The following is a 22,109-nucleotide window of genomic DNA, read 5'->3' on the forward strand; positions in this document are numbered from 1 at the left end:
GAAACGTGGCTGAAGTGGACCTGGGCGACGTCGCCGGCGCCGTGCTGATCGATGCCGCGCGCGAGGCGGCCCGCAACGCGCACGCGCCTTATTCGCGCTTCGGCGTGGGCGCGGCGCTGCTGCTGGAGGATGGCGCGATCATCCCCGGCACCAATTTCGAAAATGCCAGCTATGGCCTCTCGCTCTGCGCGGAAACGGTGGCGCTGGCGGCCGCCAACGTCGCCGGGCGGCTGCGCGACGTGGTGGCGATCGGCATCGTCGGCGGGCGGATCACGCCCGGCGGGCTCACAGGGGCCGATCCGGTGCGCCCCTGTGGCCGCTGCCGCCAGATATTGAACGAGGCCGCGCAGATGGGCGGCCGCGACATCGTGATCCATTGCGCTTCGGGCGATGGCGGCGCGGTGGAGCGCCACCTCCTGTCCGAACTCCTGCCCTTCGCCTTCGGGCCCGACGATCTGGGATTGAGCTGATGTCCATCATGTCCGACAAGTGGATCCGCGAGCGCGCGCTGGCGGACGGGATGATCGAACCCTTCGTCGAGGCGCAGCGGCGCGACGGCTGTATCAGCTACGGCCTGTCCTCCTACGGCTATGACGCGCGCGTGGCGGACGAGTTCAAGATCTTCACCAACGTCGATTCGGCGACGGTGGACCCCAAGGATTTCGCCGCCAACAGCTTCGTCGATCGCAAGACGGACTGCTGCATCATCCCGCCCAACAGCTTCGCGCTGGCCCGCACGGTGGAATATTTCCGCGTGCCACGCGACGTGCTGGTGATCTGCCTCGGCAAGTCGACCTACGCCCGCTGCGGCATCATCGTGAACGTGACGCCGCTGGAACCCGGCTGGGAAGGCCATGTGACGCTGGAATTTTCCAACACCACGCCGCTGCCCGCCAAGGTCTATGCCAATGAAGGCGCGTGCCAGTTCCTGTTCCTGCAGGGCAACGAGCCGTGCGAGACGAGCTATGCCGACCGCGCCGGCAAATATATGGGCCAGCGCGGCGTCACCCTGCCCCGGCTCTGAGCCGGTCGCGCGGCCGCCCCGCCAAGACGTCCCGCTAAAGCGCCGGTGCGGCGGCGCCCGCCGTTTCGCGGCTGGCAAGGCCGCGCCTGCCCATTTCGCGCGGCAGGAAACGCACGCGCTTGTTGCCGAAATCCACCGACACCCGCTCGAACGAACGAAGCAGGTCCATCCCCAGCAGCATCGCCGGCTTGTTGGACAGGCCGAACATCTTGAAGGGATGAGCCTCCGTCCAGGCGATCGAGAGATTCTCCACGCGCAGGCCGCCGATCCGCATCTTGGGCAGCTGGCCCATCTCCGCCTGCAGCGAACGGCCGGCGACATCCACCAAAGTCACGACCTGCACCGAACCCTGCTTGCCCTTGCTCGCCAGCTTCCGGCGCAGCGCATTGTTGCCGATCGAAACCTGCGCGCCGGAATCGAGGATGACGCTCACCTTCTCCCCGTCGATATCGGCATCGACCAGGATCAGCTGGCCATATTTGCGCCGCGCCTTGACGACGATCGTGTCGGGGTCGGCCGGCTCCTCCCCCACCACGCGCGAGGGGTAGATCTTCATGTTGCCGGCGATGAAATCCATCTCCACCCGCTGGTTGACGAGGCCGTCGACGCCCAGCAGGCCCGACACGCCGAGATGCTGATCGGCCAGCACCGGCGCCGTCACCCCCTTCACTTCCAGCTCGCCGACCTGGAGGGTGGATATCTTCGCCGTGCCGATCCGGTTCTCGCCGCCCATGCTGTGCATCAGGGCGCCAGCGCCCTTGGGCAGATCGAGCCGGTCGGACAGGCTGCGCGCCACCACGGTGCGATCGGAACCGGTATCGACCGCGAAATGATAGGGCCCACTGCCGTTGATATAGACGCCCACCGTCATCCGCTCTGCGGTATCGAGCGCCGTCACCAGCGTCTGCACCTCCTGCGAATCCAGGGCAGGCGCCGAGCTGACGACGGACGGCACCGACGCCACGGGCGGCTGCACCGCCGAACCGGCCGCGACCGAGGCGATCACGCCCGCGAATATGGTATCGAGAAGCATCCCCACGGCCTCCGATGGTGTAATAGCCGATTATAACACGCGGGCATGCGCAACAGAAGCGTGACGGCCATCCGCAAAACGGGCATGATCGCCGTAACTTGGCGCGTTTTCGAGGAGAGAGGGATGAAATCCGCCCTGCCTGTCCGGTCCCTCCTGCTGGCGGCGGCCTTGCCGCTCGCCGCCGGGGCGTGCCAGATGACGGTTCCGTTCAACACCGCGCCCGGCCACGCGGGCGCCAGGGTGGAGCCGAGCAGGCTGGTGCTGCTGGAAGGGATCGCCATCTATCGCCAGCGCATAGCGCTGCCGCCCGATGCCGTGCTGGTCGTCCGCATCGAGGACGTCTCCCTCGCCGATGCTCCGTCCACGCTGATCGCGGAGGCGCGGCTGCCCACCGAAGGCCGGCAGGTGCCGCTGCCCTATGAGGTGCAATATGATTCCGCCCGCATCCTGCCGGGCCATCGCATCGCCGTGCACGGCCGGATCGAGGACGGCGCCGGCAAGCTGCTGTGGATCACCGACATCTTTATCCCGCTACCGGCCGAGGGCGAGCGCGCGGATCTGCCGCTGGTGCAGGTCGGCGGCTGACGGCGGAACATGGCCGCAGCTCGCGCCCGGAAAGCGTCGTCATCTCCCTCCCCGAACACCGATGCGAGCGCCCCCGCCGCGCCGCCAACCCCAAGGCAAAACCCAACGCGAACGCTTGCCGATAAGCCCATTTTTGTGCGAGATGCGCCCCAACAATGATCGGAGGATGCGCATGTCGGCAATGAGCTTTGACGAAACCAGCCGGATATTGGACGATGCGGGCGGCGCGCTCCATTATCATGAAGCGGGTTCGGGCGAGGTGCTGCTGCTGCTCCACGGTTCGGGGCCGGGCGTGACCGGCTGGGCCAATTTCGGCCGCAACCTGCCCTTCTTCGCCGAACGTTTCCGCACCATCATCCTCGACCTGCCGGGCTACGGCAAGAGCGCGCCGGTGGATGGCCTGCCGGTGCCGGCGGCGGTGGATGCGGTGCGCCGCTTCCTCGACGGCATGGGAATCGAGAAAGCCCATATCCTCGGCAACAGCTATGGCGGGATCGTCGGCGGGCAGTTCGCCGCCGCCTATCCCGATCGCGTGCGGCGCTTCGTCACCATCGGCGGCATCGGCGTATGGATCCTCAGCACCTTCCCCGCGGAAGGGCTGACCCGGCTCGTAGACTTCGTGGAGCAGCCCTCGCGCGAACGGCTGGTGCAGTGGCTGGAATCGATGGTGTTCGACAAGTCGATCCTGACCGAGGAACTGATGGAGATGCGCTGGAAATCGGCCACCGATCCGGTGACGATGGAAACCAGCAAGAAGATGTATACCCGCCAGGCGCTGGAGGCGATCGCGGCCTTCAACCGCGGCCCGGATGCGGCGCAGGGCTTCGCCTATCTGCCGAAGATCAAGGCGCCGACGCTGATCGCCTGGGGCCGCGACGACCGGGTGAACCCGCTGGACGGCGCGCTCGTGCCGATGCGCCTGATCCCCAACGCCGAACTGCATGTCTTCCCGAATTGCGGCCATTGGGCGATGATCGAGCGCAAGGCCGAATTCGAAAATGTCGTGATGGCCTTCCTGACGCGGGACTGACCACGCACGAAGGCCCACGCACGAAGGCGCGGGGCTACCTTCCCCTCCCCGCCAGGGGAGGGGCCGGGGTGGGCACGGAGCGGTGGGCTCGACATCGATCGGCGCAGCCCGGCACGCCATCCGAAATCCGTTAGCTTCGCAAACCCTGCGGAACCCGCTTCAGAACCCCGCCCCCGGCTGGCGAAGCAGTTCCACCTCCTCCGGCGTCGATGTCCGCCCCAGCGCGGCGTTGCGGCCGGGAAAACGGCCGAAGCGGGCGATCTGCGCGCAATGGCGGCGGGCGAAATCAGCGGTATTATCGCCCAGCCGGTCGAACAGCGGCAGGCCGCGCAGCTGATCGTCCAGCCGCTCGCAATGCATCAGCGGCATATAGAGGAAATGGCGCTCGTCGTCCGACATCGCCTTGTCCCAGCCCTTGGCGATCGCCTCGCCGGTCAGCGCGCGGGCCAGCGGATCGTTGGCGAAGGCATCCGCCCTCCCCCGCCTTATGTTGCGCGAAAACTGATCCAGCAGGATCACCGCCGCCAGCAGCGTGCGCGGATGGGCGCGCCAGCCCGCGCCATGGCAGGCCGCCACCGCATCGATCAGCGCGCCGAACCGGCCGGCAATCTCTGCATCCAGCGCGTCATCCCTGGCGAAACGCTTGTCCGGCGGCGTATCCGCCAGCCAGAAGGCGAGCACGGCATCCGCCTGCTCCCAGATCGCCTCTTTATGGACTTCCGCCGCCTGCGGCCCTAGATCGCGCGCCATGTCCCTTCGCTTCCACAAGATGCATGGCCTCGGCAATGATTTTGTCGTCGTCGATGCGCGCACCGATCCCGTCGCCATCGATGCGGATCGCGCCCGTGCCATCGCCGATCGCCATACCGGCATCGGCTGCGATCAGATCATCCTGATCGGCCCCGGCAGCGATACCGATGTCTCGATGCGCATCTGGAACGCCGACGGGTCGGAAGTGGCCGCCTGCGGCAACGCCACCCGCTGCGTGCCCGTGCTGGTGGGCCGCGACGTTTCGATCCGCACCGCCGCCGGCATCCTTCACGCCGCGCTGGAAGGCGATGGCGCGACCGTGGACATGGGCAAGCCCAGCTTCGACTGGAACGCGATCCCGCTCGCTTATGCCATGGACACCCGCGCCCTGCCACTGGCCTGGGGGGAACTGGCCAATCCCGTCGCCGTCAATGTCGGCAACCCGCATGTCGTGTTCTTCGTGCCGGACGTGCATGCCGTGCCGCTGGAGACGCTGGGGCCGGACATCGAATATGATCTCGTCTTTCCCGAACGGATCAACGTCAACATCGCCCACGTCCTCGCGCCCGATCATCTCGTGATGCGGACATGGGAACGCGGCGCCGGGCTGACGCGCGCCTGCGGCACCGGGGCCTGCGCCACCTTCGCGGCCGGGCGGCTGCTCGATCTGCTGGCGCCGTCCGCGCGGCTCGACCTGCCGGGCGGCAGCCTGCGGCTGGCCGAAAGCGGGGACGGCCATCTGCTGATGAGCGGGCCGGCCACCCACGTCTTCACCGGCGAGGCCAGCCTTTGAGCCGACCGGAGCTCATCACCCTCGGCTGCCGGCTGAACATCGCCGAGAGCGAGGCGATGCGCGCGCTGGCCGGCGACGGCGAGGATGTGGTGATCGTCAACAGCTGCGCGGTGACGGCGGAGGCGGTGCGCGAGACCCGCAAGGCCATCCGCCGCGCCAGCCGTGCCCGGCCCGAGGCGCGGATCATCGTCACCGGCTGCGCCGCCCAGATCGATCCCGCGAGCTTCGCCGCCATGCCGGAAGTCGCCCGCGTGGTCGGCAATGCGGACAAGCTGAACCCCGCGAGTTTCGCGCCATCGGCCGCCGGCGGCGACACGATCGTCTCCGACATCTTCGCCGTGCGGCAGACCGCCCCGCACATGGCCGCCGCCTTCGCCGAGCACGCCCGCGCCTTCGTCGAGGTGCAGAATGGCTGCGACCATCGCTGCACCTTCTGCATCATCCCCTATGGCCGGGGAAACAGCCGATCCCTGCCCGCCGGGCTGGTGATAGACAGGGTGAAGGCACTGGTCGATGCCGGCCATCGCGAGGTGGTGCTCACCGGCGTCGACCTCACCAGCTATGGCCCCGACCTGCCCGGCGCGCCGACCCTGGGCATGCTGGTGGAGCGCATCCTCGCCCATGTGCCCGCGCTGGAGCGGCTGCGGCTATCCTCGCTCGATTCGGTGGAGATCGACGACCGGCTGTTCGACCTGCTGACCGGAGAGGCGCGGATCATGCCGCACCTCCACCTTTCGCTCCAGGCCGGCGACGACATGATCCTGAAGCGGATGAAGCGCCGCCACAGCCGCGCGCAGGCGATCGCCATCATCGACCGGCTGAAGGCGAAGCGGCCGGAAATCGCGATCGGCGCGGACCTGATCGCCGGCTTCCCCACCGAGGACGAGGCGATGGCCGCCAACACGCTGGCGCTGATCGACGATTGCGACGTGGTGTTCGGCCACATCTTCCCTTTCTCCCCGCGCGAGGGGACGCCCGCCGCGCGCATGCCCCAGATCGACCGCGCCACGATCCGCACGCGGGCGGCCCGGCTGCGCGAGGCGGCCGACCGGCGGCGCGCGGGGTGGCTGCAAGGCCTGGTCGGCACGCGGCAGCGCCTGCTGGTGGAGCGCGACGGCCGGACCGGCCATGCCGAGAATTTCGCGCGCATGAAGCTCGCCAACCCGGCCGAGCCCGGCGCCATCCTTCCCGTCCGCGCCCTCGCGCGCGAGCATGACACGCTGATCGCGGAACCCGCATGACCGACACACCCTGGCACCAGAAGATATTGGGCGGCTTCCGCCGCACATCCGACCGGTTGGGCGAGAACCTGACCGGCCTGTTCACCAAGGCGCAGCTCGACAAGGCGACGCTGGACGAGATCGAGGAAGCGCTGATCGCATCCGACCTCGGCCCCGCGACCGCTGCCCGCGTGCGCGAACGGCTGGGCGATGCCCGCTACGACAAGGGCCTGACCGAGGAGGAGGTGCGCGAGATCGTCGCGCAGGAGGTGGCGAAGATCCTGGCGCCGGTGGCCAGGCCGCTGGAGATCGAGGCCTTCCCCCGCCCGCAGGTGATCCTGGTGATCGGCGTCAACGGATCGGGCAAGACCACGACGATCGCCAAGCTCGCCCATTATCTGAAGGAACAGGATTATTCGGTGATGCTGGTGGCGGGCGATACCTTCCGCGCCGCCGCCATCGGGCAATTGCAGGTCTGGGCCGATCGCGTGGGCGTGCCGATCATTTCCGGCAAGGAAGGCGGCGATGCGGCCAGCCTGGTCTATGAAGGGGTGAAGCAGGGCACGGCGACAGGCATCGACGTGCTGATCGTCGATACGGCGGGCCGCCTGCAGAACAAGGCCGGCCTGATGGACGAGCTTTCCAAGATCAGGCGGGTGCTGGGCCGGCTGAACCCGGAGGCGCCGCACGACGTTGTGCTCGTGCTGGATGCCACCACGGGGCAGAATGCGCTGAACCAGATCGAGGTGTTCCGCGATACGGCCGGCGTGACCGGCCTCGTGATGACCAAGCTGGACGGCACCGCGCGCGGCGGCGTGCTGGTGGCGGCGGCGGAGAAATACGGGCTTCCCGTCCATGCCATCGGCGTGGGCGAGGGGATGGATGACCTGAGGCCGTTCGATGCGATCGAAGTCGCGCGGGCGATTGCCGGTGTGAAGGAATGACCGACGTGACGGCAACGCCGAACGACAAGACGTCAAACGACAAGGCGGGAAAAAGGAAGAATGCCGGCGGCCTCGGCCTGCTGCTGGATTTCGGCCCGCTGCTGATCTTCTTCCTCGCCTACAAGGTCTATGGCGTGTTCATCGGCACCGCCGTGTTCATGGTCGCGATCGTGGCGTCGCTGCTCATCTCCAAGATCAAGCTTGGCCATGTCTCGCCGATGCTGTGGCTTACGGCGATCCTGGTGGTCGGCTTCGGCGGGCTCACCATCTACCTCCACGATCCCAAGTTCATCCAGATCAAGCCGACGATCATCTATCTGCTGCTGGCGGGCCTGCTGTTCGGCGGGCTGCTGATGGGCAAGCCGATGCTGAAATATGTGCTGGAAGCCGCCTATGACGGCCTGAGCGACGTGGGCTGGCGCAAGCTTTCGCGCAACTGGGCCTGGTTCTTCCTGGCGATGGCGGTGGCGAACGAGCTGCTGCGCTGGCAGTTCGATTTCGATCAGTGGCTGACGATCAAAACCTGGGGCGTGACGGTGGTCTCGATCCTGTTCGGCATCGCCCAGCTGCCCATGCTGATGAAGAACGGCCTGTCGGTGGAGACCGAGGCGCCGCCCGTTCCCCCGCAGGGATGATTTATCGGCGCGGCGCCTCCCTCCGGATGCCGCGCCTCGGCGTCGAATATATCAGGACAGGCGGTAGCGGCTCGGCGGAACTCCGAGCATGCGCTTGAACATTGTCGAAAAATTGCCTGGGCCGTCATAGCCGAGATCATAGGCGATCGACGTCACCGGCTCTCCCGCCGCCAGTTTCGGAAGCGCGGCCGACAGGCAGGCCTGCTGGCGCCATTCGGCGAAGCTCATCCCCGTCTCGCGCCGGAAGAGCCGCGTGAAGCTGCGGCGGTTGATCCCCATGGCATCCGCCCATTCGTCGATCGTCGCGGCGGCATTCGGCCGCTCGAGGAAGGCATGGCATCGCCTTGCGAGCGCGGGATGCGACGGAAAGGGAACCGCCAGCGGGATCAGCGGCGCACGATCGATTTCCGCCATGAGGAGACGCATGACCAGCCCATCGCGGCCGGCGACGTCATATTCAGGCGGCACATGGGCGGCGGCACCCAGCAGCTGGCGGAGCAGCGGCGATACGCCAACGACCTGACATTCGGTTCCCCGCGCGGCGCACTCCCCGCGCTCGACGAGAACGCTGCGGGTCTGCACCGCGCCCACCATGCGGACCGAATGCGGCGTGCCGCCGGGAATCCAGACCGCGCGCNCGGGCGGCGCCACCCATGCCCCCGAAGGCGTGCTGACCGCCATCACGCCGGTCGCCGCATAGAGAAACTGGCTGCGGCGGTGGCGATGCTCGGCCAGCTCGAACGAATCCGGATAGTCGTGGCCGATCGCGATGACGGGGCGATCCACCTGATCATTTTCGTCGGGACGAAAGTGCATGATGTCCCACTCGCAAAAAAGATTGGCTCATGCAACCAAGCGGGAAAGAAATGCCGTTGCTAGAGAGGCGCCTCCCGAAAAGCGAAAGACCTGATCGTGACCGATACCGCCAGCCTGACCGCATCCCCCAACATCCCCCCTCCCGCCATGCCGCGTCAGGATGGGCCGAAGCTCGTGGTGCAGATCGTCGGCGCCGTTGCGTTCGCCCATCTCCTGAACGACCTGATCCAGGCGGTGCTTCCGGCCATATATCCGCTGCTCAAGGACAAATATCGGCTGAGCTTCGGCCAGATCGGGTGGATCGCGCTTGTTTATCAGGTCACGGCCTCGCTGCTCCAGCCGTGGGTCGGCCTCTATACCGACAAGCGCCCGCTGCCCTATCTGCTGCCGCTCGGCATGATCGTCACGCTGGTCGGCGTCGGCGGGCTGGCGATGGCCGACAGCTATCCGGCCCTGATCCTCGCCTCCGCCGTCATCGGCATCGGATCGGCGACCTTCCACCCGGAGGCATCGCGCGTCGCCCGGATGGCGTCGGGCGGCCGCTTCGGAACGGCCCAGTCGGCCTTCCAGGTCGGCGGGAACACGGGCTCGGCCCTCGGCCCCATCGTCGCGTCGGCGATCATCCTGCCGTTCGGGCAGACCGCGGTCGGCTGGCTCGCCTTCGTCGCCATCGCGGCGATCTGGGTGCTCTTCGGCGTCACGCGGTGGAGGGTGCGGCACAGCGCCGCGCAGACCGGCGCGCCCGCCCCATCCCATGCCTCACCGCACAGCCGCGCCGAAATCGTCCGCGCGCTCGCCGCGATCGGCATCCTGATGTTCGCGAAATTCATCTACATCGGCGCCTTCACCAACTACTTCACCTTCTACCTCATCGAACGGTTCGGCCTGACGGCGCGCGAATCCCAATTCTATCTGTTCTGCTTCCTCGCCGCTGTCGCGGTCGGGACCTTCGCCGGCGGGCCGGTCGGCGATCGCATCGGCCGGAAAGCCGTCATCTGGGCATCCTTCCTTGGCGTGGCGCCCTTCGCGATGGTCCTGCCGCACGCCAATCTTTTCTGGACGACGCTCTTCGCCATCTCGATCGGCCTGATCATGTCGTCGGCGTTCGCCGCGCTCGTCGTATATGCTCAGGAACTCGTCCCGGGCCGCGTCGGGCTGGTATCGGGGCTGATGTTCGGCCTGATGTTCGGGATCAGCGGGATCGGGGCGGCAGGGCTTGGCCAGCTCGCGGACATCCACGGCATCGTCTGGGTGTATAAGTTCTGCGCCTATCTGCCGCTTCTGGGCCTCGCGACGATCCTGCTGCCGCGCTCCCACAAGCATCGGCCGAGCCTCTGAATAGGAGGCGCCCGCAACAGGCCTGTGCGAATTGACGGACCGCTCAAGCTAGTCACCCGGAACTGTAATCCGTATCATTGACCCGGATTCATTTGGGGAGATGAGCGATGGCAGGGCGGCAGGCGGATGCGGTGGTGTTGAGCGCCGAGGAGCGCGCTTTTCTTGAGGCACAGGTTCGACGGCACAAGGTGCCTCGGTCGTTGTCAGATCGGTGCCGGATGATCCTGCTGTGCGCAGATGGGTCGCAAAGCAAGGAGGTCNCCGNGCGCCTTGGGGTGCACGAGCATACGGTCGGCAAGTGGCGCCGCAGGNTCGTGAAGGACCGCATCGAGGGCCTCACCGACGAGTACCGGCCCGGCCGCCCGCGTACCGTTTCCGATAGCCAGGTGGCACAGGTGATCGAGCGCACGCTGNACACCACGCCCAAGGGCGCCACCCACTGGTCGATCCGCTCCATGGCCGCCGAAGTCGGCCTTTCGCACACCACTATCCGGCGGATATGGACGGCATTCGGCCTGCAGCCGCACCGGTCCCAGACCTTCAAGCTTTCCACGGATCCGCTATTCGTCGACAAGGTTCAGGACATCGTCGGCCTCTACATGTCGCCGCCGAACCGGGCCGTGGTGCTGTGTGTTGACGAGAAGTCCCAGATCCAGGCGCTCGATCGCGAACAGCCGGTCCTGCCGNTGGCACCGGGCGTCCCTGAGCGGCGAACCCATACCTATGTTCGCAACGGCACGACCTCGTTGTTCGCAGCGCTCGACATCGNCACAGGAGCAGTGATCGGCAAATGCTACAAGCGCCACCGGGCAACCGAGTTTCTCGACTTCCTCAAGCAGATCGACGCCGCGATGCCCGAGGGACCCGATGTGCACCTCGTGATGGACAACTACGCCACGCACAAGACGCCGAGGATCAAGGCCTGGCTGGCGCGCCGTCCGCACTGGCACGTCCACTTCACACCGACATCGGCCTCCTGGATCAACCAGGTAGAACGCTGGTTCGCCGAACTCACGCGCAAGCAGTTGCAACGCGCCGTCCATCGATCCGCCGCCGAGCTCGAAGCTGACATCCTCGCCTTCATCGAGGCGCACAACGAAAACCCGAAGCCTTACCGCTGGACCAAATCCGCCGACGAAATACTCGCCTCCGTCAAGCGCTTCTGCCAGAAAGCAATGAAACGTACTTCAGATTCAGGTGACTAGCGTGGCGGCACATGAGGGCCGGCAGCCACAACTGCCGGCCCTTTTCAGCGTCCTACCGACGATAGCCGGATCGATAGCCATGGCCGCCGCGATAGCGATCGCGGTTAAGGTCTCGATAATAATCGTGGCGGGCTTCGGCCAGGTTGCGGCGGTAGTCGCGCCGGGCCTCGATCACGTCGCGGCGGCTGTCCGCCCGGCGGAGATCGCGGCGGTAATCCCGTTCGGCCTCGCGCACGTCGCGCCGGTAATCGGCACGCGCCTCGCGGCGATCGTTCCAGCCGCGCGCTTCGGCGGAGGCCGGAGCCATCGCCACGGCGGCCGGGATCGCGGCCGCCAGCATCATCACCCATATACGCATGTTCACTCTCCTCTTGCCCGGACGAAAGCTGGGCCGGGGAGAGTGAACGCGCGATTTATCGCCTGCTTATAATGGGTTCAGGCAGAAGCTCTGAAATCATTTGAAAATGCGCGGAAGAGCGCATTTTGGTTCGGCACCGGCCCGCTCCCCCGCCCGGCCACCCAACGGCAGTATCTATGGGTGGCCGGGCGGGGGAGCGGGCCGGCGCCGCCGAATGGGCGAAAGCCCATTCCGGGACGATTTCTTATTGCTGCTGATCGGCGCGCGAGGCGCCCTGCCCGTCGAGATTCTGGGAGACGAAATCCCAGTTCACGATGTTCTTCAGCACCGTATCGGCGAACTTCGGCCGGGCGTTGCGATAATCGATGTAATAGGCGTGCTCCCACACATCGAGGGTGAGCAGCGGCGCGCCGGCATCGTGGACGATCGGCGTATCGGCATCGTGGTAGGAGGTGACGACCAGCTTGTCGCCCTGCAGCAGCAGCCACGCCCAGCCGCTGGCGAAGTGGCCGACGGCCTCGGCCGCGAGCTTTTCGATCAGCGCGTCGGTCGATCCGAAGCCCGCGTCGATCAGGCCCTGCAGCTTGGCGGACGGCTTGGTCGATCCGGCGGGCGCCAGGCCCTGCCAGAAGAAGCTGTGGTTCCACACCTGCGCGGCGTTGTTGAACAGGCCCTTGTCGCCGGTATCCTTGGCCTTCTTCGTCACGTCGATCAGCGACAGGCCGGCCAGCCCCTTCTCATCGATCCAGCCGTTGACCTTGTCGACATAGGCCTGGTGATGCTTGCCATGGTGATAATCGAACGTCTCGGCCGACATGTGCGGGGCGAGCGCGCCCTTGTCGTACGGCAGCGGGGGAAGGATGAATGCCATGACGCGAATCCTCTTTCTCGGGCGTTGATGCTGGCGACCTAAACCAACGGGAAGCCGATTGGGACCAATTTTTGCTTCTCGAAACCATCGGAGAATATGGGGGTATCCGCCCGGCGCGGCACGGCTTTCCCCCGGCCCGGCTCACCCTCGCCGCAACCGGCGCAGCCCCTGCACGACATCGCGGACGATCGGCAGCCGATCGTAGAGCTTCAGATCGTGAATGTCGGTGCGCGAGGCGCGCTGATGCGCGATCTCCGGCACGGTCGCGATCGTCCTGAACTGGGGGTGGGCGGCGCGGAACCAGCTATAGGCGCCGTCCACATGCATCGGCCCGCCTTCCGGGCTGCCGGGCGGGCGGGCCAGCATCGCTTCCAGATAGGGGACCAGCAGCTTGATCGCCGGGCGGCGGAAGGCGATGCAATGCGCCGTCACCACCGCCGTTGCGGGCGGGATGGCGGCGATGCCGGCAGCGGCGGCCTCCGGCGCGGCGGGCATGCGATAGCCGCCGTAGAAGATCGTCCAGTCCACCCCCGCCAGCGCATCGAGCACCGCCGGCAGCCGCGCCACCGCATCGCGCGGGAAGGTCACGTCATCCTCCAGGATCAGCACGGATTCCGCATCCTCGGCCAGAGCCTGGCGGAGGACGCCCAGATGGCTGAGGAAACAGCCGCGCGTGCCGATGGTGGGGAAGCCCGCGGCGTCATCCGGGCGGACGGCGGGGAAGATCGCGGCGGGAACGTTGGCCGTGGCCGGCCCCAGCGCCAGCCCCAGGCCGGCCAATTCCGCCTGGACCTCCGCCCGGCGATCGGTGCGGCGGGGCAGGTTGATCACGCGGATCGGGCCGATTTCCCGCACCAGACGCTCACCGATCGCCATAGCCGCCCGCCCCCGATATCCGCTGAAATCAGCCCCTGAATCCCATCAAGCGGACGCCTTGTCGAGCATGTTGTGGCGGCGCAGCGCGTGGCGAAGCTGATCGTAGCTGAGCTTGAGTGCGGCGGCCGTCGCCCGCTGGTTGTAGCGGCAGCGGCGCAGGGCGGCCTCGAGCAGCGCCTTTTCATGCGCATCGCAGGCGGCGCGGAAATCATCGCATTCCAGCGACAAGGCGGCAGGCGTCGCCGGCGGAGCGGCGGGAGCCCCCTGCCCGGCCGTGGCGGGCGCGGCTGCCACCGCCTCGCCCTGGCGGCGCGCGCCCTCGCCCTTAGGACGCCAGGGGGAATCGAACGGATCGAACTGGATGGCATCCACCGGCCGTTCGGGATCGTCCCAGCGATAGACGGCGCGCTCGACGACGTTGCGCAGCTCGCGGATGTTGCCCGGCCAGTCGTGGGTCTGCAGCACCTCCATCGCCGCCTCGCCGAAGCCCGGCCAATGCGGCCAATCGAGCTCCGCCGCCATGCGCCGGCCGAAATGATCCGCCAGCACCACGACATCGCCCTCGCGCACGCGCAGCGGCGGCAGCGTCACCACCTCGAAGCTCAGGCGGTCGAGCAGGTCGGCGCGGAAGCGGCCGGCGGCGACGAGATCGGGAAGATGCTCGTTGGTGGCGGCGACGATGCGGACGTCGACCCGGATCGGCCGGCTGGAGCCAATGCGCGTCACCTCGCCATATTCGACCGCGCGCAGCAGCCGTTCCTGCGCGCCGGCCGAAAGCGTCGCCAGCTCGTCCAGGAACAGGGTTCCGCCGTCCGCTTCCTCGAACCGCCCCTGGCGCGCCTTGGTCGCGCCGGTGAAGGCGCCGGCCTCGTGGCCGAACAGCTCGGCCTCGATCAGGGTTTCGGGCAGCGCCGCGCAGTTGAGCGTGACCAGCGGGCCGCTCCATCGCGGGCTCAGGCGGTGGAGGCGCTCGGCGACCAGTTCCTTGCCGGTGCCGCGCTCGCCGATCACCAGAACCGGGCGGTTGAGGCCCGCCGCGCGGCTGGCGCGCTCCACCGAATCGAGGAAGGCGCCCGACTGGCCGATGAACTGATTGTCGCGTTCCATGCTGCCATCCGTAGCCGGCCTGGCGCCCATCGCCATCCGCCGCCCATCTTTGGCGCATTTTGCCAACCATTGGCAATATCTATCCTGGCGAATATCACCGGCAATCCATCAAAAATGGCTGATTTCCACCAATCCTTTGAGTTGGCACGCCCCCTGCAATGATCGAAGCCTCTACGGTGCATCGCACCACATGCTGAACCAAGGGAGGTTATCATGTTCCGCTTCGACGCCATTGACTTCCAGCGCATCGCGGTTTCGTCGATCGGTGCGCTCGTCCTTTCCGCCGCCTGCATCGTCGGCGCGGTCGGCCCGGCCCGCGCGGCCGATGGCCGCATGGTGATCGCGGTCGAGGCGGACTGCCAGCCCCCCTCGGCCCAGTATTTCGATATCGCCGCCCTGCCCAAGGCCTGAGCGGCGTGACCGGCCGGGGCGGCTTCCCTTAAACCGCCCCGGCCGCAACAAACGGGTTTCGTGAAGGAGTATCGCAAGATGGGAATCTTCTCCCGCACCAGGGACATCATCGCCGCCAACGTCACCGACCTGCTCGACAAGGCGGAAGACCCGGCGAAGATGATCCGCATGATCATCCTCGAGATGGAGGAGACGCTGGTCGAGGTCCGCGCCTCGGCCGCCCGCAGCATCGCCGACCAGAAGGAGATGCGCCGCCAGATCGCCAAGCTGGAGAATGTCCAGTCCGGCTGGGTGGAAAAGGCCGAGCTCGCCCTTTCCAAGGGCCGCGAGGATCTGGCCAAGGCTGCGCTGGTCGAAAAGCAGAAGGCCGCCGACCTCGCCGAGCAGCTTGCCGCGGAGATCGGCGTCCTGGACGAGAGCCTGAAGGCCTCGGAAGCCGACATCGCCAAGCTGCAGGCCAAGCTGCGCGAGGCGCGCGCCCGCCAGAATTCGATCGTCGCCCGCATGGAAAGCGCCAACAACCGCCTGCGGATGCGCGAAATCTATGCCGGCCCGAAGATCGACGAGGCGTTCAGCCGCTTCGACATGCTCGAACGCCGGGTCGACTGGGCCGAAGGCCGCGCGGATGCCGCCGGCATGGGTGCGGTGAAGAGCCTGGAGGAAGAAATCGCCGAGCTGCGCTCGTCCGAGAAGGTGGAGGCGGAACTCGCCGCGCTGAAGGCAAGGGCCGCCGGCAAGCAGGAGGGCTGATGCGATGGAAGATGTATTTCTCCCCATCATCATCGTCGGCATGCTCTTCATCGGGCTGCCCTGGCTGATCTTCCATTATGTGACCCAGTGGAAGCGCTCCAGCAGCCTCACGGTCGAGGATGAGAACCTCCTCGACGAGTTGCACGACACCGCCCGCAGGCTGGATGACCGGCTTCGCTCGATCGAACGGATCATCGCGGCCGACAACCCGGATTTCCGCCCCGGCCAGATTTCCGACCGGAGCGAGAACCCCGAATATCGCCGGGCCGACGAGCCCGAGCGCATCGAAAACTGGCGCCGCGGCGAACATCGCTGACAGGCAGCCTCAAGGAGGGAAGAACAATGTCCGCTCGCCGCACCAAATTCTATCTCGACAAGCGCAACGGCAAGCTGATGGGCGTATGCTCCGGCATCGCCGACTATACCGGGATCGATGCCACGCTGGTCCGCATCGGCATGGTGTTGCTCACCATCTTCGCGATGGGACCGATCGCGCCGCTCGTCTACCTCGTGATCGGCTGGGTCGCCAGCGACAAGCCGCGCGAATTCTATGACGATCCCGAGGAAGCGAAATTCTGGCAGGGCGTGCGCGCCAAGCCTTCCACCTCGGTGCGCGACGTGCGCAGCCGCTTCCGCGACATCGACCGCCGCCTGGCCGATGTGGAGATCCACATCACCAGCCAGAACCGCCGCCTGGCCGACGAGATCGAAAGCCTGCGCTGAGGTTCGCCGGGGCTGAGGCCCGGCATCAAGGGAGAGCATCATGACCTGGGGATCACCCGTCTCCGTCATCGCCATCATCGCGCTCTGCTATGCGGGCTGGCTGATCGGCACCTGGATCCGGGCAAGGCCCGGCTATCCGGTGGAAGGGGAGTTCGGCGGCATCGTCCACAAGACGGACGGCCCCGGCACCGATCGCAAGATCGAGCTTCTCGCCAGCGAGAACGGCCAGTTGAAAGGCCAGATCAGCCGGCTGGAGGAGCGGATCGCGGTGCTGGAACGCATCGTCACGGACAAGGCCGTCCGGCTGGGCGACGAGATAGACAGCCTGCGCTGACCGCCGTTCCGTCCATTGATCGAACATAATGCGCGGTTCGTCGAAAGATCGATGCCCCGTCGCGCGGAGAATGAGGGAAAGCTGAAATGGACCCCGAACATATCGTATTCATCCAGCACATGGCGCCGTTGGCGATGTTCGCCGTGGCCTTCGGTGTCGGCGGATGGGTGCTGACCACCTGGCTCCGCATCAAGAACGGCTATCCGCTCGACGGCGCCTGGGGCCAGGCGGTCTATCCCAAGAAGGACGAGGAGATGGTGGAACGGCTGCGGCTGCTTTCCAGCGAGAATGCGCAGCTGCGCGCCGAGCTGGGATCGGTGAAGGACCGGCTCGCCACTGTCGAACGCATCGTCACCGACGCCAGCTACCGCCTCGATCGCGAGATCGAGGGGCTGCGCGGCCCCGCCAACTGACTTTCGAGCCGAGGGAGGCTTCATCCAATGTTCGACAATCCTTTCTCGATGGTGGTGGCGATCGTGCTGATCGTATCGATCGCCGGCATCATGCGCGCCAAATACGGCGTCCGGCGGGATCGCCACGGCAACGAGCTGCCGATCCGCGATCCCGACGCGGATCGCCTGCGCGACGAGCTGAAGGCGCTGAAGGAACGCGTCGCCGTGCTCGAGCGCATCGCAACCGAAAACAACCGGGGCGTCACCCTCGATCGCGAGATCGAGGCCCTGCGCCACCGCGACTGACCAGGGAATGACGGTCATGACCGAACCCACCTTCTGGCTCGCCATCGCCTTCACCGGCCTTGCCGGCCTCCTCATCCTCACCCAGGCGGCGCTCAAGGGCTGGCGCGGCTGGCTCGACCTGCGGCGGCTGGAAATCGACAATCGCCGCGAGGAACAGGCCCACGCCTCCGCCCCCTCGCCCGCCTCGCGGATCGAGCTTGCCGATCTGAAGGAACGTGTCCGCAAGCTGGAAGCGATCGCCGCCGGCGTCGATCTGTGATGCCGGCCGCATCCGCTTCCGGCAGCCGCCCGCTTGTGGTAGCGGCGCGCCATGACCGCGCCGACCACGCTTGCCGAAACGCTGGAGGAATATGAATTCCTCGACGCCGACGACCGCTATCGCCTGCTGATCGATCTGGGCCGCGCGCTGGAGCCGATGCCCGATCCCCTCAAGACCGATGCGACGCTGGTGCGGGGCTGTTCGGCCTCGGTATGGGTCTATCCCACCCGCCGCGACGATGGCCGGCTCCACTTCCTGGCCGATTCCAACGCGGCGATCACCAAGGGCATCATCGCGCTGGTGCTGCTGACGGTGCAGGACAGGACTCCGGCCGAAATCGTCGCCACCGACATCGCCGATGCGCTGGCGCCCTTCGATCTCAAGAACCAGCTCAGTTCCAACCGCACCCAGGGGATACCCAATATGATCGCCCTCATCCGCGCGACGGCCGAACGCTATGGAGCGGAAGGATGAAGAGGCTGGCGATCCTGCTGGGCGGCCTGTTGCTGGCCGCCGCCAACGCCACGGGCTTCGCGATCGGCGGCGCGCCCTTCCAGCAGGCGGAAATCCTCGATGCCCGCGCGATGCCGGAGATCGACGGATCGACCAGCATCCTGCTGACCTTCGATCCCAAGGCCGCGCCAAGGCTGGATAAGCTGAGCGCCGCCAATATCGGCAAGCCGCTGGCGGTGACGCTGGACGGCAGGACCATCGCGAGCCCGACAGTCGACGAGCCGATCACCACCGGCACGCTGACCCTGACCGGCGGCTTCACCCTGCCGGAGGCCGAGGCGCTGGCAAAGCGGATATCGGGCAAGGACCCGGTGCCGGAGGAGTTCGAGGACTGAACCGGGATCGGCCCCGCCCGCAAATCCCGCACCGCAGATTCCGCAAGCAGGCAGCCCGAACCCGCCAAATGGCTTGCGGACCATCTGCGGACCAAGGCTGGCAATGGGCCGGTAAAAGTGATTAAAAGTCCATGATTTCCACGGTGTTGATGTGGTGGGCGGTGAGGGTTTCGAACCCCCGACATCCTCGGTGTAAACGAGGCGCTCTACCGCTGAGCTAACCGCCCGCCGATATACCGGGAACCATGTCGAAGCATGCCTGCCACGGCCCCTCCCATAAGGGACATTACGTAATTCGCAAGGCCATCCTGCAGTGCAATAGGCGCGCCAGCCGTGGGGGCGATCTGCTTTGGTCGTTCCCCGCCACCGGGGTGCGGCCTCACCTCGGGATAAGGTCGGAATGCGGTACGAAAGGGAATATGTGCGGCGTCGCTATCGGGAGGAAATCGCGCGGGCGCGCGAGGCGGAATGCCCCGAGCTGCGCCTCGCCCATTCCAAACTCGCCGAAGTGTTCGGCGAACAGCTCAAGATCATGAACGCCGATCACAGCTTCTATGCCACGGGGCTCGCAATCCGCCGCGCCGCCGCAAGATAATTGAGCATCCCCGCCGCCGCCGCATCCGAAAGCGTGATGAACACGCGGCGCCCGTCATGGGGATCGGCGATGCGCACGAACAGGCCCGAATCGGTCAGCGTCTTGATCCAGCGCAGCGCTGTCGTCGGCGGAACGGCGGCGGCGATGCACAGGCTGGAAACGGCGACATCGCTGCCTTCCAGCCGGGCCGCCATCAGATCGAGCAGCATGTCCCACGCCGGATCGGCGAACAGCTCGGCCGGGAAATAATTGTCGCGCAGCCGCCGGCCGCGAATGATGGCGCGGACATAAGCGGCATCGACATCGGGCTCCGTCCGGGGCGCCGCCCGGAAAGCCAGGGCATGGGCCGAGACCCCGTCCGCGCCCGGCTGGCCTCCCTGCGAAAGCTGCGCCAGCGCACGGGCGACCTGCGCCATCTGCTCGGCAAGATTCTGGAGCTGCGGATAAAGTTCGTCCGCCTTCCCTTCGGCAACGGCCGGGAACGGGCGCCCGCGCGCGCCCACCAGCGCCGCGGCAATATCGCCGGGCGTCGGCTGGCAGAGGATCGGGACATCCCCGCCCCCGAATTCCCCCATCACGGCATCGATCCGGTCGAGCGGCGCCGCCACGATCACGGGAAGCCCGCGATCCGCCCGCCGGCGCAGCGCGCTCAAGGCGTCGTCGAACAGCCCGGCCGGACAGCCGCCCAGCTCGGCGACCAGGATATCGCCCGGCCCCGCCCGGCCGAACCGGGCAATGCCGTCCGCATCCAGCCCCACGGCTTCCGCCGGCAGGCCGATCGCGCGGGCCACCTCGGCGATCTCCGCCCGGGCCAGCGCATCGGCCCCGCAGACGAGGACCGAGGCCGGGCCGCCATCGGCCGACACCGGCCAATCCTGATTCGGATCATCCCCCATGGCCGGAACCTTCCGCATCAGGCCCGATAATTCAACAGCGAGGCCGTTTCGGAGAAACAGGCCCGCCATCCGAAATCAGTGGGCCATCGCCTTCACGATATCCTCGACCATCTTCTTGGCATCGGCCAGCAGCATCATGGTGTTGTCCATGTAGAAGACGTCGTTGTCGACGCCGGCATAGCCGACACCGCCCATCGACCGCTTCACGAACAGCACGGTCTTGGCCTTCTCCACGTCCAGCACGGGCATGCCGTAGATGGGCGAGGACTTGTCCGTCTTGGCAGCCGGATTGGTGACGTCGTTGGCGCCGATCACGAAGGCCACGTCGGTCTGCGCGAACTCGCTGTTGATGTCCTCCAGCTCGAACACCTCGTCATAGGGCACGTTCGCTTCGGCCAGTAGCACGTTCATATGGCCGGGCATGCGGCCGGCGACGGGGTGGATGGCATATTTCACCTTCACGCCCTCGGCCTTCAGCTGGTCCGCCATTTCGCGCAGCGCGTGCTGCGCCTGGGCGACGGCCATGCCGTAGCCGGGCACGATGATGACCTGCTCGGCCTGCTTCATCAGGAAGGCGGCGTCTTCGGCCGATCCGCGCTTCCACGGCCGATCGACCTTCTCGCCCCCGCCCGAGGATGCGGCTTCCGCGCCGAAGCCGCCCGCGATCACGGAGATGAAGCTGCGGTTCATCGCCTTGCACATGATATAGCTCAGGATCGCGCCAGAGCTGCCGACCAGCGCGCCGGTGACGATCATCGCCGTATTGTGGAGGGTGAAGCCCATCGCGGCGGCGGCCCAGCCCGAATAGCTGTTCAGCATCGAGACGACGACCGGCATGTCCGCGCCGCCGATCGGGATGATGAGCAGGAAGCCGATCACGAAGGACAGCCCCGTCACCGTCCAGAACACCCACGGGCTCTGATCGGTGAGGAAATAGGCCACCAGGCCGAGGATCGCCGCCAGCGTGCCGAGATTGATGACATGGCGTCCCGGCAGCATGATCGGCTTGCCGCTCATATTGCCGTTGAGCTTGAGGAAAGCGATCACCGATCCGGAGAAGGTGATGGCGCCGATGGCGATGCCCAGCCCCATCTCGATCCGGCTGACGCGCAGGATCTCGCCGGTCGCCACATCGACGATGCCGAAGGCGGCCGGGTTCAGATAGGCGGCCGCGGCCACCAGCACGGCGGCCAGGCCGACGAGCGAGTGGAAGGCGGCGACGAGCTGCGGCATCGCCGTCATCGCGATCCGCCGGGCGACGACGAAGCCGATCCCGCCGCCGATGGCGATGGCGATGGCGATCTCGACCAGGCCGGTGCCATGCAGGATCAGCGTGGTCGCGATGGCGATCAGCATACCGATCATGCCGAAACGATTGCCCCGGCGCGAGCTGGTCGGGCTGGAAAGCCCGCGCAGCGCCAGGATGAAGAGCACGCCCGAAACGAGATAGGCGAGCGCGGCCCAGCCGGGCACGGCGATATGTTCGGCCGCGGCGTGCGCCACGCTGGTGGCGGCGGTTTCGTAAGTCATCCTCTAGTCCCCCGACCCGTCATTCCCGCGCGTCCGGGCATGGATTGCCCGTTCGCCGACGGATGTGATGCCCGCAGGCATCCCGATCCCCGCCTCAGCGGGGCGACGATGATGTCCGGGCCTGAGCCTTGCGGGCTCAGCCCTTCTTTTCCTTCTTCTTGTACATCGCCAGCATCCGTTCGGTGACGGCGAAGCCACCGAAGATGTTGACGCTGGCCAGCGCCACCGCGATCAGCCCGAGCCATTTGGCGCCCGGCGCCTCCGTGGCCGCCGCCGCGATCAGCGCGCCGACGATGATGACGGAGGAAATCGCGTTGGTGACGGCCATCAGCGGCGTGTGCAGCGCCGGCGTCACCGACCAGACGACATAATAGCCGACGAAGCAGGCCAGCACGAAGATCGACAGGATCGATATGAAGTCCATTGACTATCCCCTTCGCCCCGTTGTCGTCCTGCCGGCCGGGGCTGGCAGCTCATGCA

The 22,109-nt window shown here is 66.8% G+C and carries 31 protein-coding genes and 1 tRNA gene; 21 read left to right on the forward strand and 11 right to left on the reverse strand.

Translation table 11 applies throughout. The features are described 5' to 3' along the window. The first annotated feature begins 5 nt into the window (after positions 1-5). Both BHE75_RS13815 and dcd read left to right on the forward strand, forming a co-directional pair. Positions 6-470, forward strand: a complete 465-nt coding sequence (locus BHE75_RS13815) for a cytidine deaminase (RefSeq protein WP_191225197.1) — start codon at positions 6-8, stop codon at positions 468-470. After that, positions 470-1,024: a dCTP deaminase gene (gene dcd, locus BHE75_RS13820; protein ID WP_015457358.1), complete on the forward strand. Its 555-nt coding sequence runs from the start codon at positions 470-472 to the stop codon at positions 1,022-1,024. The genes BHE75_RS13815 and dcd overlap by 1 nt, the downstream gene beginning before the upstream one ends. 34 nt (positions 1,025-1,058) lie before the next feature. Here dcd and BHE75_RS13825 read toward each other — a convergent pair whose 3' ends face one another. Next, a complete protein-coding gene (locus tag BHE75_RS13825; protein WP_070934240.1) occupies positions 1,059-2,057 on the reverse strand; it encodes a retroviral-like aspartic protease family protein in 999 nt (332 codons plus the stop codon). Positions 2,058-2,180: 123 nt separating this feature from the next. Here BHE75_RS13825 and BHE75_RS13830 point away from each other — a divergent pair, with 123 nt between their 5' ends. Next, positions 2,181-2,642, forward strand: coding sequence for a YbaY family lipoprotein (locus BHE75_RS13830; protein WP_070935894.1), 462 nt, complete (start codon positions 2,181-2,183; stop codon positions 2,640-2,642). 181 nt (positions 2,643-2,823) lie between these two features. After that, the gene (locus tag BHE75_RS13835) at positions 2,824-3,672 is read left to right on the forward strand and encodes an alpha/beta fold hydrolase (RefSeq protein ID WP_015457361.1); all 849 of its coding nucleotides are present in this window, start codon (positions 2,824-2,826) and stop codon (positions 3,670-3,672) included. Positions 3,673-3,831: 159 nt separating this feature from the next. Here the strand turns inward: BHE75_RS13835 and BHE75_RS13840 are convergent, their stop codons facing one another. Continuing rightward, on the reverse strand, positions 3,832-4,422 hold the full coding sequence (locus tag BHE75_RS13840) for a DUF924 family protein (RefSeq protein ID WP_070934241.1): 591 nt from the start codon (positions 4,420-4,422) through the stop codon (positions 3,832-3,834). Here BHE75_RS13840 and dapF point away from each other — a divergent pair. From dapF to ispZ, 4 genes are read left to right on the forward strand one after another with little or no spacing between them, the layout of a single operon-like run. Beyond that, the gene (dapF, locus tag BHE75_RS13845) at positions 4,421-5,215 is read left to right on the forward strand and encodes a diaminopimelate epimerase (protein ID WP_015457363.1); all 795 of its coding nucleotides are present in this window, start codon (positions 4,421-4,423) and stop codon (positions 5,213-5,215) included. The genes BHE75_RS13840 and dapF overlap by 2 nt on opposite strands. Beyond that, positions 5,212-6,456 carry a tRNA (N(6)-L-threonylcarbamoyladenosine(37)-C(2))-methylthiotransferase MtaB gene (mtaB, locus tag BHE75_RS13850; RefSeq protein ID WP_070934242.1) on the forward strand — a complete coding sequence of 415 codons (1,245 nt, stop codon included), beginning with the start codon at positions 5,212-5,214 and terminating at the stop codon, positions 6,454-6,456. The genes dapF and mtaB overlap by 4 nt, the downstream gene beginning before the upstream one ends. Then, positions 6,453-7,379: a signal recognition particle-docking protein FtsY gene (ftsY, locus tag BHE75_RS13855; protein WP_015457365.1), complete on the forward strand. Its 927-nt coding sequence runs from the start codon at positions 6,453-6,455 to the stop codon at positions 7,377-7,379. Before mtaB ends, ftsY begins: the two co-directional genes overlap by 4 nt. Continuing rightward, on the forward strand, positions 7,376-8,014 hold the full coding sequence (gene ispZ, locus BHE75_RS13860) for a septation protein IspZ (RefSeq protein ID WP_015457366.1): 639 nt from the start codon (positions 7,376-7,378) through the stop codon (positions 8,012-8,014). Before ftsY ends, ispZ begins: the two co-directional genes overlap by 4 nt. Before the next feature lie 51 nt (positions 8,015-8,065). Here ispZ and BHE75_RS13865 read toward each other — a convergent pair whose 3' ends face one another. After that, a complete protein-coding gene (locus BHE75_RS13865; RefSeq protein ID WP_070934243.1) occupies positions 8,066-8,830 on the reverse strand; it encodes an AraC family transcriptional regulator in 765 nt (254 codons plus the stop codon). 96 nt (positions 8,831-8,926) lie between these two features. Between BHE75_RS13865 and BHE75_RS13870 the strand changes: the two genes are divergently transcribed. After that, positions 8,927-10,168 (forward strand): MFS transporter, encoded by a 1,242-nt coding sequence (locus BHE75_RS13870; protein WP_236626842.1) that lies wholly within the window; start codon positions 8,927-8,929, stop codon positions 10,166-10,168. A 107-nt stretch (positions 10,169-10,275) separates the two neighbouring features. Continuing rightward, complete coding sequence (locus tag BHE75_RS13875; RefSeq protein ID WP_070934244.1) at positions 10,276-11,373, forward strand: IS630 family transposase; 1,098 nt, start codon at positions 10,276-10,278, stop codon at positions 11,371-11,373. Between the two features lie 52 nt (positions 11,374-11,425). Here the strand turns inward: BHE75_RS13875 and BHE75_RS13880 are convergent, their stop codons facing one another. From BHE75_RS13880 to pspF, 4 genes are all read right to left on the reverse strand, one after another. After that, positions 11,426-11,731 carry a hypothetical protein gene (locus tag BHE75_RS13880; RefSeq protein WP_015457369.1) on the reverse strand — a complete coding sequence of 102 codons (306 nt, stop codon included), beginning with the start codon at positions 11,729-11,731 and terminating at the stop codon, positions 11,426-11,428. Between the two features lie 244 nt (positions 11,732-11,975). Continuing rightward, the gene (locus tag BHE75_RS13885; RefSeq protein ID WP_015457370.1) at positions 11,976-12,602 is read right to left on the reverse strand and encodes a superoxide dismutase; all 627 of its coding nucleotides are present in this window, start codon (positions 12,600-12,602) and stop codon (positions 11,976-11,978) included. Between the two features lie 141 nt (positions 12,603-12,743). Next, entirely contained in the window at positions 12,744-13,478 is a 735-nt protein-coding gene (locus BHE75_RS13890; protein WP_070934245.1) for a glycosyltransferase family 25 protein, read from the reverse strand. A gap of 45 nt (positions 13,479-13,523) precedes the next feature. Further along, positions 13,524-14,585: a phage shock protein operon transcriptional activator gene (gene pspF, locus BHE75_RS13895; protein ID WP_015457372.1), complete on the reverse strand. Its 1,062-nt coding sequence runs from the start codon at positions 14,583-14,585 to the stop codon at positions 13,524-13,526. Positions 14,586-14,798: 213 nt separating this feature from the next. Between pspF and BHE75_RS13900 the strand changes: the two genes are divergently transcribed. The 10 genes from BHE75_RS13900 (at position 14,799) to BHE75_RS13945 (ending at position 18,608) form a co-directional block, all read left to right on the forward strand. After that, on the forward strand, positions 14,799-14,996 hold the full coding sequence (locus BHE75_RS13900; RefSeq protein WP_015457373.1) for a hypothetical protein: 198 nt from the start codon (positions 14,799-14,801) through the stop codon (positions 14,994-14,996). A 78-nt stretch (positions 14,997-15,074) separates the two neighbouring features. Further along, positions 15,075-15,746, forward strand: a complete 672-nt coding sequence (pspA, locus tag BHE75_RS13905; RefSeq protein WP_041865107.1) for a phage shock protein PspA — start codon at positions 15,075-15,077, stop codon at positions 15,744-15,746. A 4-nt stretch (positions 15,747-15,750) separates the two neighbouring features. Beyond that, a complete protein-coding gene (pspB, locus tag BHE75_RS13910) occupies positions 15,751-16,062 on the forward strand; it encodes an envelope stress response membrane protein PspB (RefSeq protein WP_015457375.1) in 312 nt (103 codons plus the stop codon). 26 nt (positions 16,063-16,088) lie between these two features. Beyond that, entirely contained in the window at positions 16,089-16,469 is a 381-nt protein-coding gene (pspC, locus tag BHE75_RS13915) for an envelope stress response membrane protein PspC (protein ID WP_015457376.1), read from the forward strand. A 40-nt stretch (positions 16,470-16,509) separates the two neighbouring features. Continuing rightward, a complete protein-coding gene (locus BHE75_RS13920; RefSeq protein ID WP_070934246.1) occupies positions 16,510-16,803 on the forward strand; it encodes a hypothetical protein in 294 nt (97 codons plus the stop codon). An 86-nt stretch (positions 16,804-16,889) separates the two neighbouring features. After that, complete coding sequence (locus BHE75_RS13925; RefSeq protein ID WP_015457378.1) at positions 16,890-17,216, forward strand: hypothetical protein; 327 nt, start codon at positions 16,890-16,892, stop codon at positions 17,214-17,216. 27 nt (positions 17,217-17,243) lie between these two features. Beyond that, the gene (locus tag BHE75_RS13930) at positions 17,244-17,501 is read left to right on the forward strand and encodes a hypothetical protein (RefSeq protein ID WP_070934247.1); all 258 of its coding nucleotides are present in this window, start codon (positions 17,244-17,246) and stop codon (positions 17,499-17,501) included. Between the two features lie 16 nt (positions 17,502-17,517). Continuing rightward, positions 17,518-17,760 (forward strand): hypothetical protein, encoded by a 243-nt coding sequence (locus tag BHE75_RS13935; protein ID WP_015457380.1) that lies wholly within the window; start codon positions 17,518-17,520, stop codon positions 17,758-17,760. Between the two features lie 51 nt (positions 17,761-17,811). Beyond that, complete coding sequence (locus tag BHE75_RS13940; RefSeq protein WP_015457381.1) at positions 17,812-18,234, forward strand: SufE family protein; 423 nt, start codon at positions 17,812-17,814, stop codon at positions 18,232-18,234. After that, positions 18,231-18,608 carry a SecDF P1 head subdomain-containing protein gene (locus tag BHE75_RS13945; protein WP_070934248.1) on the forward strand — a complete coding sequence of 126 codons (378 nt, stop codon included), beginning with the start codon at positions 18,231-18,233 and terminating at the stop codon, positions 18,606-18,608. The genes BHE75_RS13940 and BHE75_RS13945 overlap by 4 nt, the downstream gene beginning before the upstream one ends. Positions 18,609-18,760: 152 nt before the next feature. Here the strand turns inward: BHE75_RS13945 and BHE75_RS13950 are convergent. Continuing rightward, positions 18,761-18,835, reverse strand: a tRNA-Val gene (locus BHE75_RS13950). Between the two features lie 173 nt (positions 18,836-19,008). Here BHE75_RS13950 and BHE75_RS24125 point away from each other — a divergent pair. Then, positions 19,009-19,203, forward strand: a complete 195-nt coding sequence (locus tag BHE75_RS24125; protein WP_041864772.1) for a hypothetical protein — start codon at positions 19,009-19,011, stop codon at positions 19,201-19,203. Here BHE75_RS24125 and BHE75_RS13955 read toward each other — a convergent pair. The 3 genes from BHE75_RS13955 to BHE75_RS13965 form a co-directional block, all read right to left on the reverse strand. Further along, positions 19,161-20,099, reverse strand: coding sequence for a hypothetical protein (locus BHE75_RS13955; protein ID WP_139181730.1), 939 nt, complete (start codon positions 20,097-20,099; stop codon positions 19,161-19,163). The two genes, BHE75_RS24125 and BHE75_RS13955, sit on opposite strands and share 43 nt — an antisense overlap. Before the next feature lie 75 nt (positions 20,100-20,174). After that, a complete protein-coding gene (locus BHE75_RS13960; RefSeq protein ID WP_070934250.1) occupies positions 20,175-21,629 on the reverse strand; it encodes an NAD(P)(+) transhydrogenase (Re/Si-specific) subunit beta in 1,455 nt (484 codons plus the stop codon). A gap of 136 nt (positions 21,630-21,765) precedes the next feature. Continuing rightward, on the reverse strand, positions 21,766-22,053 hold the full coding sequence (locus tag BHE75_RS13965) for an NAD(P) transhydrogenase subunit alpha (protein ID WP_010125866.1): 288 nt from the start codon (positions 22,051-22,053) through the stop codon (positions 21,766-21,768). Positions 22,054-22,109 lie beyond the last annotated feature (56 nt).

The organism is Edaphosphingomonas haloaromaticamans (assembly GCF_001853345.1).
Lineage (GTDB): Bacteria > Pseudomonadota > Alphaproteobacteria > Sphingomonadales > Sphingomonadaceae > Sphingomonas_E > Sphingomonas_E fennica.